At 70.9% G+C, this 12,428-nt stretch carries 7 protein-coding genes; 6 read left to right on the top strand and 1 reads right to left on the bottom strand.

Annotated elements, in window-relative coordinates; translation table 11 throughout:
* Positions 1 to 179 precede the first annotated feature (179 nt).
* The 5 genes from F1643_RS02695 to F1643_RS22040 all read left to right on the top strand — a co-directional run bounded on the left by F1643_RS02695 (position 180) and on the right by F1643_RS22040 (position 8,815).
* Positions 180 to 1,676: a flippase gene (locus F1643_RS02695; RefSeq protein WP_194910503.1), complete on the top strand. Its 1,497-nt coding sequence runs from the start codon at positions 180 to 182 to the stop codon at positions 1,674 to 1,676.
* 125 nt (positions 1,677 to 1,801) lie between these two features.
* The gene (locus tag F1643_RS02690) at positions 1,802 to 2,098 is read left to right on the top strand and encodes a hypothetical protein (protein WP_044553747.1); all 297 of its coding nucleotides are present in this window, start codon (positions 1,802 to 1,804) and stop codon (positions 2,096 to 2,098) included.
* 55 nt (positions 2,099 to 2,153) lie between these two features.
* Positions 2,154 to 4,589 carry a calcium-binding protein gene (locus F1643_RS02685; RefSeq protein ID WP_194910502.1) on the top strand — a complete coding sequence of 812 codons (2,436 nt, stop codon included), beginning with the start codon at positions 2,154 to 2,156 and terminating at the stop codon, positions 4,587 to 4,589.
* A gap of 21 nt (positions 4,590 to 4,610) precedes the next feature.
* Positions 4,611 to 5,210 carry a YigZ family protein gene (locus F1643_RS02680; RefSeq protein ID WP_206692268.1) on the top strand — a complete coding sequence of 200 codons (600 nt, stop codon included), beginning with the start codon at positions 4,611 to 4,613 and terminating at the stop codon, positions 5,208 to 5,210.
* A 452-nt stretch (positions 5,211 to 5,662) separates the two neighbouring features.
* Entirely contained in the window at positions 5,663 to 8,815 is a 3,153-nt protein-coding gene (locus F1643_RS22040; protein ID WP_370540439.1) for a DUF4347 domain-containing protein, read from the top strand.
* Between the two features lie 85 nt (positions 8,816 to 8,900).
* Here the strand turns inward: F1643_RS22040 and F1643_RS02670 are convergent, their stop codons facing one another.
* Positions 8,901 to 9,845 carry a hypothetical protein gene (locus F1643_RS02670; protein WP_194910500.1) on the bottom strand — a complete coding sequence of 315 codons (945 nt, stop codon included), beginning with the start codon at positions 9,843 to 9,845 and terminating at the stop codon, positions 8,901 to 8,903.
* Between the two features lie 262 nt (positions 9,846 to 10,107).
* On the opposite strand from F1643_RS02670, the gene F1643_RS02665 reads away from it, so the two are divergent.
* Positions 10,108 to 12,420: a type I secretion system permease/ATPase gene (locus F1643_RS02665; protein WP_255542326.1), complete on the top strand. Its 2,313-nt coding sequence runs from the start codon at positions 10,108 to 10,110 to the stop codon at positions 12,418 to 12,420.
* Positions 12,421 to 12,428 lie beyond the last annotated feature (8 nt).

Raw genomic sequence — 12,428 nt, 5'->3', positions numbered from 1 at the left:
TGGACAGGATGGACGGATAACAATGGCGTCGTCAGGACGGCATAGGCCTAGGTCCAACGGCTGAAGAGCCGCATGGCCGGGGTCGGGTCATCCCGAGCGCCGCTCCACAGTGCTTCGCGTACGGACCTCCGAATTTGCTTCGCAACACGCTCTGGAATCTGCTTGGCGAAGGCCTCCCCATGTTGGCGGCCCTCGTGTCGATTCCGTTGCTCATCTCCGCCGTCGGGATGGAGCGTTTCGGCGCGCTGACCCTGATCTGGGCACTGCTCGGCTATCTGGGGGTGCTCGACCTCGGGCTGGGACGGTCGCTGGTGCAGGTCGTCGCCGACCGGATCGGCCATGCGGGCCATGCAGGAGATCCGGAAAACAAACCCGGAGCCGACCAGGGCGTCGGCGGCACGGCGGGCATCGCCGGGCCGGCCATCGCCCTGATGGGGGCCATCGGCCTCTTGACCGGCGGGGCGGTGGCGCTGGGCGCCGGGCTGCTGGCCGACCGGTTCCAGCTGGATACCGGCACCTCGCCGGACGAGATCCGGCTGAGCCTGCTGATCGCGGCGGCCATCGTGCCGATCGCGCTGGTCTCCGCCGGCCTGCGCGGCGTGCTGGAGGCGCACCAGCGCTTCCGCCCGATCAGTCTGGTGCGGATGACGGTGGGGGTGCTGAACTACCTGAGCCCGCTCTGCGTGCTGCCCTTCAGCCAGAGCCTGGTGCCGGTGATCGCCGCCATCGCGGTGGGGCGCTTCATCGGGCTGGTCGGCTATGGCGTGCTGGCGGTGCGCCAGATGCCGGACCTGCTGCGCCCCATCCGCTGGGGCCGCCAGAGCCTGCGCGGGCTGTTCACCATGAGCGCCTGGATGATGCTGAACAATCTGGTCGGCCCGGCGATGCTCTATGCCGACCGCTTCATCCTGCTCAGCCTGGTGCCGGCGGCGATGGTCGCCTTCTACACCACCCCGTTCGAGCTGCTGTCGCGGCTGATGGTGATCCCCGGCGCCCTGTCCCTGGCGCTGTTCCCGCTGGCCTCCAGCCTGTTCCGGCGCGACCCGCCGGCGCTGGGCCGCATCCTGGACGCCGGCGGCCACCTGACGCTGGCGGTGTTCCTGGCGATGCAGGCCGCCACCATCGTCGGCGGCGAGACGGCGCTGGAGCTGTGGCTGGGCCCGGCCTTCGCCGCCAACAGCGCGTCGGTGCTGTCGATCCTGATGCTGGGCGTCTTCTTCAACGCCACCGCCTATGTGCCCAACACCCTGATCCAGAGCGTCGGCCGCGTCGACGTGACCGCCCGGCTGCAGCTGGCCGAGCTGCCGGTCTATCTCGGCGTGCTGTGGCTGCTGGCCGAGCGCTACGGCGCCGTCGGCGCCGCCGCGGCCTGGAGCCTGCGCACGGCGGTCGATTGCGGGCTTCTGCTGGTCCTGCTGCCGCGCGTGGCGCCGGGCACGGGGGCGGTGGCGCTGACCATCGGCCTGCGCGCGCTGCTGGCCGGGGTGGCGGGAACGGCCGGGCTGCTGGTCGGCGGGCCGGTGGGGGCGGCGATCAGCCTGACCGGCCTGCTGGCCGTCGGCCTGGGCGTCGCCGGCCGGCTGCTGCGCACGCGGTCCTGGGAGAAGCTGTCCGCCCCGCTGCGCAAGTCCCGCGCCGCCCGGCTGATCGACGGAACCGCGGCGGACCGGACGTAATATAACGGCCGGTCGCGGGCTTGCGGCCGCGCTCGACCGCCACGGTGCGCGGGTGGTTCCTTTGCCGCCGGAAATGCGCTATGTGAGCGGAAACTCTGTGCAACGCTGGTTGGAGTTCGAAGGCCATGGCCGAGGGTACTGTGGACTATTACGCGATGGTCGAAGAGGCTTGGCAGCTCAGCGACACCGCGCGCGACTATGTGAAGAACGCCGGCCGCGAGGTGGACAACACCGAGCTGTGGGAAAAGGTGTTCGCCTCCTCGCCGCTGATCGACCTGGAGCGCACCCGCGCCGAAGGCGGCCAGCCGCTGCAGAAGATCTTCTTCAAGAACCCCTACGGCCTGCAGTACCGCGCCGACCACAAGGACTGGATCCCGTTCCGCCACGGCGCGCTCGACCCGGCCTATCTCCAGGTCATCTGACAGGGCCGTCCGGCGGACAGTGCCGTCTTGCTGCGGGGGTTTTTAGGGGGCGTGCATGGCGCGGCTGGTGGCGGGGCAGGGCTTCGCCCTCGATCTGGATGAGGCCCGGCTGGCGAACGGGTTCGTCGCCGACGCCTTCACCACCGTGCCGGAAGCCTCCACCCTCGCCGCCGGCGCCGGCAGCCAGACCGTCGCCCGCACGGTCGCCGGCCGGGCGCACGCCATCGCGCTCGACTATGTCGCCGCCGGCAGCGGGTCGGGGGCGGGCGTCCGTTTCACCGGCCTGAGCGACCGCGATGCGGCCGGCGTCCTGCGCTACCGGATCGAGGGGCTGGACGTCGCGCTGACGGGCGGAACGCTCGACCGGCTCGGCGCCCGCATCTTCCAGCAGATCGACGGCTTCGCCGGGGCCGACGCCAACGACAGCGTGTATCTCGGCGTGCCCGGCGGACGCAGCTTCGACGGCGGCGGCGGCATCGACCGTGCCGTCTACACCGCCGATCCGCGCCGCTATGCCTTGCAGGGCGGCGCCTACCGTGCGGAGACGCCGGTGGTGGTGGCGCTCGACGGCAGCGGCCGGCGCCATGCCGTGGTGTCGAGTCGGAACGCCGATACGCTGACCGACGTCGAGCTGATCACCATCGACGGCCGCACCGCCGCCCCGGCGGCGCTCGTCTTCGACGCGCGGAGCTACCTTGCGGCCAACCGCGACCTCGCCGCCGTCTTCGGCGACAATGTGGTGGCCGCCGCCGCCCATTATTCCTGGAACGGCCGGAACGAGGGGCGCAGCCTGGGCGGCTTCGACCCGCTGGGCTATCTGGGCGCCAATCCCGACGTGCTGGCGGCGGTCGGCGTCGATGCCGGGGCCGCCGTTCGGCATTACCTGGCCTATGGCGCCCGCGAAGGGCGGACCGCCGGTTTCGATCCCTACGGCTATCTCGCCTCCCACCCCGACGTGCTGGCCGCCATCGGCATCGATCCGGCGGCGGCGGTGGTCCACTATGCCCGCCACGGCCGGGGCGAGGGGCGCAGCGTGACCTTCGACGCGGCGGCCTATCTGGCGGCCAACACGGACGTCGCGGCGGCCACCGGCGGCAACGCCGCTGCGGCCAAGCTCCATTACCTCGCCTTCGGCCTCGGCGAGGGGCGGCCGTTGCGGGTGCCCCCCAGCCGGTCCCCGGTGGCGTCCATGAGGGCCGTTTCCATGAGATTGGCCATGCCGGCCGCCGCCGCACTCCTGGAGCCGCAGGCGACACCGCTCGGGACGCCGCAGGGAGTGCCGGTCGTCGTGACCGGGACGGCCGGCAACGACACGCTGAGCGGCAGCGCCGCCTATGACGCGCTGGGCAACCCGATCACCGACGCGGTGGACGGGCTGGCCGGGATCGACAGCTTCGTGCTGACCGGCGCGCTCGCCTCCTACTCGCTGGCCATCGATGCCAACGGCAATCTCGTGGTCGGCGGTCCCGACGGCACCGACACGCTGACCGGCATCGAGATGCTGCAGGCCACCGACGGGGTCTATCCGGTGGGATCTCTGGTCGGCTTCTCCCAGCCGTCGCTGACGGGCCTGACCGTCTCGACCTCCGCCTCCACCGGCGCCGATTATCTGGTGGGCGGGATCATGGGGGACGCCATCGGCGGCGGGGCCGGCAACGACACCATCGCCGGGCTCCTCGGCAACGACACGCTGTTCGGCAATGCCGGCAACGATGCCCTGCTGGGCGGCGACGGGCTGGACCAGCTGGAGGGCGGGGCGGGCAACGACCTGATGTTCGGCGGGGCTGGGGACGATCTGCTGCGCGGCGACGTCATCGACGTGGTCGGCAACGACACCCTGCTGGGCGAGGACGGCAACGACTGGCTCGACGCCGGGGCGGGCAACGACTGGCTGGACGGCGGCGTCGGCAACGACACGCTCTATGGCGGGCTGGGCGGCGACGTGCTGCGCGGCGGCGGCGGCGACGACGTGCTGTTCGGCGATGTCTATTCCGACCGCAGCCACGAGATCTCGGTCAACGCCGCCGACACCACCACCGTCTATGAGGACGTCCTGCTGGGCGGCGCCGGCAACGACACGCTGGTCGGCGGCCATGGCGCCGACCTGATGGACGGCGGAGCGGGGGCGGATGTCTTCTCCATCCGCAACCTGAACGAATCCACCCTGGCCGCCCCCGACGCCATCATCACCTTCAACGGTGCCGTCGTGGCGCAGCAGGCCCTGCAGGGGCTGGCGAGCTACGCCACCGTCGGGGCCGAGGGCGACCGCATCGACGTTTCGGAAATCGATGCCGTCACCGGCACCACAGAGAACGACGCCTTCACCTTCGTCGGCGCCGCCGGCTTCACCGCGGCCGGCCAGCTGCGCTATCAGGCCTCCGGCGCGGTCACGCTGATCGAGGGCGAGGTGAACGGCGATGGGGCGGCCGACTTCCGCATCCAGGTCAACATCGCCAACTATACCTTCTCCGCCTTCGACTTCGTGCTGTAGGCGCGCGGGCGGCCACCCCCCATGATGTTCACCCTCGTCAGGACCGAACGGTTCGAGCAGGAGATCAAGAAGAGCCGCTTCCTGGCCCACGCCGCCCCGGCCGGCAGCGAGGAGGAGGCGCGCCGCGTCATCGCCGCCGGCAGCAGCCCGGATGCCGGCCACAATTGCTGGGCCTTCCGGATCGGCGACATCTACCGCTTCAGCGACGACGGCGAGCCCGGCGGGACGGCCGGGCGGCCGATCCTGCAGGCGATCGAAGGGCAGGGACTGGATCGCGTGGCGGTGGTGGTCAGCCGCTGGTTCGGCGGCATCCTGCTGGGCGCGGGCGGGCTGGTGCGCGCCTATGGCGGCACGGCGGCCAGCTGCCTGAAGGCGGCGGAGCGCGAGCCGATCGTCGACTATGCCACCCTGTCCATCGCCTGCGCCTTCGCCGAGGAGGCGCGGGTCCGCTCCAGCCTCGGCTCCTTTCCCGGCACCCAGGTCGAGATCACGGGCTTCACCGCCGACGGCGTCCAGCTTCGCGTCACGCTGCCCCGCGACCGTGTGGAGGATTTCACCCGCATGGTCACCGACCTCTCCCGCGGGCAGGCTGTGATCGGGCCTGTCGGAGATCGCGGATAAGCGGAAGCGTGGCTGTTTTCCATAAGGGAGTTTATGTGTTTTTCATGCCATAAAATCATGAATTATAATGATGGGTTGATGATTTGGAACCTTGTCGCGGGGGTTTCCCGATCTCCCCACCGATAGGAAACCCACCCCTTTCTCGTGAGTCAAAAGGGGCTGTTTCGTGTAGGGTGACAATTTTGAGCACTCCCCGTTGAACGGGGGATGGTGCCGAAATCATCCGATGAAATCCGGCCTTCCTCCTTCCGTTTTACTTGGAAGGATCGCCCGTTCTAGCCGGTGATACCCCGACTTATCGAATTGTGAACGGCGGTTTCCTCCTCACATTTGGGTGAATACGGCCGATTGGCCCAACAAATCATCACCGGAGTGCGGTTGCGTGCCGGCAGCCGGCGGGAAATGCCTCCGTCCCGGTCATGCCGCCCTGCCGCCGTCAAGGAGGACCATCTGTGCGCGACGTACTGATTGCGGACGCCGGCCTCGCGGATCTGGACCGGCTGCTCGACCGCTGCCGCCCGGACATTCGCGTCGTTCGGGTGGCGGCCGATGGGGATGGCGGGAAGGCCCTGGCCGATGCGCTCGCCGGGCGGCCCGTGGCCATCCATCTGCTGGCCCATGGCGAGCCGGGCGTGGTCCGCCTGGGCGCCCGTCCGCTCGACGTCGCGGCGTTTGAGCACGCTGGGGAGTCTGCTGCAAAGGCGGACAGGCATTCCTGGCCCCAGGCGCCGGACACGGAGATCCTGATCCATGCTTGCGACGTGGGGGCCGATGGCGGCCGCTTCGCCGCGGCGCTCGCCCGGGCGACCGGCGCACGGGTCGCCGCCGCCAGCCATCCGGTCGGCCATCCGTCGCTGGGCGCCTCCTGGGACCTCGACGTGACCACCGGGCCGGTCGCCGCCGCCCTGCCCTTCTCCGGCACCGGCGACTGGGTCCATCGGCTGGCCTACAGCGGCACCCCGTCGGACGGCGACGACACGCTGGTCGGCGACGACACCGGCAACATCATCGACGGCGGGGCCGGCAACGACAGCATCGCCAGCGGCAGCGGGAACGACAGCTTGGTCGGCGGGCTGGGCAACGACACGCTGGTCGGCGGCGGCAACACGGGCGTCGCGGCCGGCGACACCATGAATGGCGGGCTGGGCGCCGACCATTATGTCGGCGGCAGCGGCTTCAACATCGTCACCTACGAGGACGCCACCGCCGGCCTCACGCTGGACCTGACCAACGGCGCCAACAACACCGGCGAGGCGGCCGGCGATACCTTCGAGAACATCCAGCGCTGGATCGGCTCGGAATATGCCGACAGCCTGACGGCGGGCGACACGGCGGTGTGGTTCTGGGGCCATGGCGGCAACGACGTCGAGCATGGCGGGGCCGGCAACGACACGCTGGAGGCCGGCGACGGCAACGACAGCGTCTTCGGCGGCGGCGGCAATGACCTGATCTACGGCCGCGCCGACAATGACGAACTGCATGGTGAACTCGGCGACGACACGGTGGCCGGCGGCGGCGGTGCCGACCTGATCCATGGCGATGCCGGCAACGACCTGCTGAAGGGCGACTGGGAACGCGACACCATCCACGGCGGCGACGGCGACGACACCATCCTGGCCGGCATCGTCACCGCCGGCAGCTATGCCCAGACCCAGGCCGACACGATCTTCGGCGAGGCCGGCAACGACCGCTACATCGTCGTCAGCCAGTATGACGCCGGCACCGTCGGCTTCGACGGCGGCACCGGCACCGACACGCTGGAGGTCCGGTCCGACAACCTGACCAGCTTCAACGGCTACGACCTGGAATACTACACCGCCGTCGCCTCCCCCATGATCGACCTGACGGGGATGACGCTGGCCGGTGTGGAGCGGCTGGAGCTGACCGGCAGCCGGGCGCACGATGTGACGCTGACGGGCGCGCAGGCGGCCGGATTCGAGGTCATCGCCGGCAGTGCGGCGTCCGACACCCTGCGCATCGCCGGCAGCGCCGACCTGTCGGCGGTGGCCCTGTCGGGCATCGAGGCCGTCGAGGTCACCGGCAGCGGCGCAACCCTGACGCTCGCGGCTTCGCAGCTGGCCGGGCTGGCGTTGACGGGCAACGGCAACGCGCTCGCGGTGGCGGCGTCCGGCGATGGGGCAACCGTGGACCTGTCGGCGGCCGCCGGCTTCGCGCAGGTCGCCCTGACCGGCACCGCCGGGGCCGACGAGCTGACGGTCGGGGCCGGGACGACCGTCACCGGCAATGGCGGCGGCGACGTCATCCGCATCGCCGCCGGGACCACCGGTGCCGTCACCGTCACCGATGCCGCCATCGGCGATCGTCTGGTGATGGAGGGCGCCGACCTTGCGGGCATGGAGGTGGAGACGGCCGCCGGCTCCACCGTGCTGCGCCTCGCCAGCGGTCTGGCCGTGACCTTGACGGGGAGCTTCGACGCCACCCAGTTCCAGGCCGGCGGCAGCGGCAGCGTCACCATCGTTCAGGCCGTTTCGCCTCCCCCCCCTCCCCCTCCCCCGCCGCCCGTCACGTCACCGGATCCCGTTCCCGATTCCCCACCGGCTCCCCCGCCGGCCCCTACCCCGGTTCCAACCCCCGACCCCACTCCGGTCCCCACGCCGGTCCCGTCGGCCGACCCCGCCTCCACCCCCCAAGCGCCGTCCGCCGGGGGGCTGCCGGCCGGCTTCAACGCGCTCGCCTACATCGCCTCCCACCCGGACCTGATCGCCGCCTTCGGTGCCAATGCCGAGGCCGGCACCCGGCATTACCTGCAAAGCGGACAGGCGGAAGGGCGGACGGTCACCTTCGACCCGCTGGCCTACACCGCCTCCTTCCCCGAACTGATCGCCGCCTTCGGTACCGACGCCGATGCCGCGGCCCGGCACTACATCGAGCTCGGCCGCGCCGAGGGGCGGCAGCCGAACTTCAACGGCCTGTCCTACATCGCCTCCCACCGGGACCTGATCGCCGCCTTCGGCACCAACGCCGACGCAGGCACCCGGCATTTCATCGAGAACGGCTATGCCGAGGGGCGGAGCGTCACCTTCGACGGCTACAATTATCTGGCGGCCAACCGCGACGTGGCGCTCGCCTTCGGTGCCGATCCCGATGCCGCCGCCCGGCACTACATCCAGAACGGCCTGTCGGAGGGGCGGCCGGCCCAGGGCTTCGACGCGCTGCGCTACATCGCCAGCAACCCGGACCTGATCCAGGCCTTCGGCCCCGACGTCCAGGCGGCCGAGATCCATTACATCCAGATCGGCTACGCCGAGGGCCGGTCGCTGACCGCCTTCGACCCCGCCGCCTATCTGGCGAGCAATCCCGAGATCGCCGCGGAGTTCGGCACCAGCGACGCCGCGATCGAGCTTGCCTACATCAAGCGCAGCACCTCGACCGAGACGGCGGCCCTGTCGCCTGCCGCCAGCCCCGCAGCCATGGAGATGGCGCCCATCGCCGTCACCATGCTGGCGGCGGGGATGACCGGGTCGGAGGCGCTGGGGATCGGCAGCGGCTTCCACGACCCGGCATCCTCCGGAACGGCGTCGGGCATGCTGGCGGTGGGCGACGGCGGGCTGTCCGGCCGGGAGCGGACGGAGCTTCCCGCCTGAACGGCGGGGAGGTTCGGGATCGGGTCTTGCGGAAGGATGGCGGCGCCGGGCAATCCCCGGCGCCGCTTTCCGTCGGTCCGGCCGGTCAGCGGCCGCCGGCGGTCCTAGCGCGCTCGGCCTTCGCCATGGACGGCAGCGCCACGTCGATCACCAGCCGGTGGCCGCGGTCCTTGTCCGGGGCCAAGGTGGAGACGGCGAGCAGGCGCACCGCCCCGCCCTTGGCGTCGTCCTCGCCCGCGCCATCCTCGTCGCTGAACAGCAGGCGGGTGCCGCCGCCGTCCCGCTCGGCCCGGTAGCCGAGCGCCGTCGCCGGCAGGCGGCCGGACGGGGCAGCCTGCCACAGCGTGCCGGGCAGCCTCACCTCCAGCCGGCCGTCGGGGCGCCGCACCGGGGTCTCGTAACGCGGGTCCTGGTCGAGGTCGAGCACGACGCGCAGCCCGTCCCCGCCATTGGCGGTGCGGATCCGCTCCACACGACGCTGGGCCTCGGGGCGTTGAGCGTCAGGGCGTTGGGTTCCGGAGCGCGCCGCAGGCTGGAAGCTGACCGGCTGGGCGGGGGCTGCGTCGTCCCGGGGATCGGGCTTCACCGCAGGGACCGGAGCGGCGGGAACTGCCGGAGCCGGGGAGGCGACAGGCTGTGAAACCGCGGGCTGGGCGGTGGTGGGCTGGGCGGCGGCCGGTTGGCCGGTTGGCCGGTTGGCGGCCTTCGCAGGGGGGACCGCCTTGGCCGGTTCCTTGCCCAGCTCGACGAAGCCGCCGGTGCGCCCCTCGGCGCGGCCATGCTGGACGTAATGGGCGTAGCCGCTGGAAGCCTGCCCGCTGCGGATGGCGGCGACCACGTCGGGATTGGCGGCCAGATAGCTTCGCTCCCGCCAGCCGGTCGGCGGCGCCAGGGCGCTGTCGATCTGCGGGGTGCGGCGCAGGCCGGACATCAGCGACCCGTGCAGGCCGAGCCCTTCCACCGCCAGCGACAGCCACATGGGCGTCAGCAGCAGAAGCAGAAGGCGCAGCAGCTGGGAGATCGGCGACAAGGCGGGGTGCGTCCGGCGAAGGGGAAACGGCACCGGTCCCGTCGGCCCGGCGTTGCCTGCATGCCTACTCCCAAGCGCGCCATCCGGTCCAGGAAAAGCCGCCGTCCGGAGGGGGGTGCTTTTTCGGCCATCAACCCCTTTGACCACCAACGATGCGGGGTACCCCATCGTTCGGGTGGCCGCCCGTCGGCGCGATGCACACCTTGGGTTGGCCGCAGCCGTTCGGCGCCACCCCTTAGAGTTTCGGAACCGGGAAGCCTTCATGGAACAGATGCGAGACGGATCGCCGGCCGATCCGGCGCGGGACCCCTCCTCCCCCCTCTCCTCCAAAGGGCAGCCGCAGGCCGAGGATTCCCAACCCGGCCCCCATTCTGGCCCCAGCCCTGGTCCAAGGCCCGGCCCGCCTCTCGATCCCGGCATCGCCGGTCTGGTCTCGGCTCTGCGCATGCTGGGCATCCCGGCCGATTACGACGGCGTGCGCCATGCCTGCGGCGGCGAATCCCCCGACCTGACCGGTCTGGTCCGCCAAGCCCACCGACTGGGCGCCAAGGCCCGCGTGGTGAAGACCAAATGGGAGCGGCTGGACCGCACGCCGCTGCCGGCGCTGGTCCCCGGCCCCGACGGCGGCTTCCTGGTGCTGGCCAAGGCCGGCAACGGCCGCGTGCTGGTGCATGACGCCGCGACCAACCAGACCCGCATCCTCGACCGCGAAGGGTTCGAGCCCTTGTGGAGCGGCCGGTTGATCTGCCTGGGGCGCAAGGGCACGATGGGCATGGGCCAGCCGCGCTTCGACGCCCGCTGGTTCGGCGCGGTCGCCTGGAAATACCGCGGCATCCTGGGCGAGGTCCTGCTCGCCTCCTTCTTCATCCAGCTGTTCGCGCTGGTGACGCCGCTGTTCTTCCAGGTGGTGGTCGACAAGGTGGTGGTGCACCGCAGCCTGGGCACGCTGGACGTGCTGATGGTCGGCATGCTGGCCGTCATCCTGTTCGAGGCGGTGCTGGGGGGCCTGCGCACCTACACCTTCGCCCACACCGCCAACCGGCTGGACGTGGAGCTGGGGGCCAAGCTGTACCAGCGGCTGCTGTCGCTCCCCATGGGCTATTTCGCGGCGCGCCGGGTCGGCGACAGCGTCGCCCGCGTGCGCGAGCTGGAGACGATCCGCAACTTCATGACCAGCTCCACCATCACGCTGGTGCTGGACCTGCTGTTCACCGTGGTCTTCCTTGGCGTGATGCTGCTGTACAGCCCGATGCTGACGGCGATCGTCGCGGCCTCCTTCCCCATCTACATCCTGATCAGCCTGGTGGCGACGCCGATCCTGCGCCGCCGGCTGGACGAGAAGTTCGCCCGCGGCGCCGAGAACCACAGCTTCCTGGTCGAGACGGTGTCGAGCATCGAGACGGTCAAGGCGATGGCGGTGGAGCCGCGCATGCAGCGCCGCTGGGAGGACCAGCTGTCCGGCTATGTCCGCGCCGGCTTCCGCGCCGGCAACCTGAACAACATCGCCAGCCAGTCGGTGCAGTTCGTCTCCAAGATCTCGACAATGCTGGTGCTGTGGCTGGGGGCCAAGCTGGTGATCGAAGGCAGCCTGACGGTGGGCGAGCTGGTGGCCTTCAACATGTTCGCCGGCCGTGTCGTCCAGCCGGTGCTGCGCATCGCCCAGCTGTGGCAGGATTTCCAGCAGGTGCGGCTGTCGATGCACCGCATCGGCGACATCCTGAACACCGCGCCCGAACCGCTGCAGAGCCCCGGCCGCGCCGCCATGCCGGCGATCAAGGGCGATTTGACCTTCGACCACGTCACCTTCCGCTACCGCCATGACGGGCCGGAGACGCTGAGCGACGTATCGCTGCATGTTCCGGCGGGACAGGTGGTCGGCATCGTCGGCACGTCCGGCTCGGGCAAGAGCACGCTGGCCAAGCTGCTGCAGCGCTTCCACGTGCCGGAGCGCGGGCGGGTGATGGTGGACGGCACCGACCTGTCGACCGCCGACGCGGTGTGGCTGCGCCGGCAGATCGGCGTGGTGCTGCAGGACAATGTCCTGTTCTCAGGATCCATCCGCGAGAACATCGCGCTGACCGACCCGACCATGGAGATGGGCCGCGTCGTCGCCGCGGCGAAGCTGGCCGGCGCCCACGACTTCATCGTCGAGCTGCCCGACGGTTACGACACCGTGGTGGGGGAGCGCGGCGCCAGCCTGTCGGGCGGGCAGCGGCAGCGCATCGCCATCGCCCGCGCGCTGGTCACCAACCCGCGCATCCTGATCTTCGACGAGGCGACCAGCGCGCTCGACCATGAATCGGAGCGGATCATCCAGGCCAACATGCGCCGCATCTGCGCCGGCCGCACCGTGCTGATCATCGCCCACCGCCTGTCCACCGTCGCCATCGCCGACCGCATCGTCACGGTGGAGCGCGGCCGCATCGTCGAGGACGGCGCGCCCGACGAGCTTCTGCGCCGCGGCGGCCGCTACGCCACGCTGTTCCACGGCCAGATGGGGGGCCAGATGGGGCAGCTGCCGGGGGGGAACCCGCCGCCAACGGACGGGCTGATCGAACAACGGGCCGCGGGCTGAGGGGGGAC

Source organism: Azospirillum sp. INR13 (genome assembly GCF_015390205.1).
Taxonomy (GTDB): Bacteria; Pseudomonadota; Alphaproteobacteria; order Azospirillales; family Azospirillaceae; genus Azospirillum.
The sequence above is the reverse complement of the archived record's forward strand: the minus strand, read 5'-3'. Positions and strand labels throughout refer to the sequence as shown.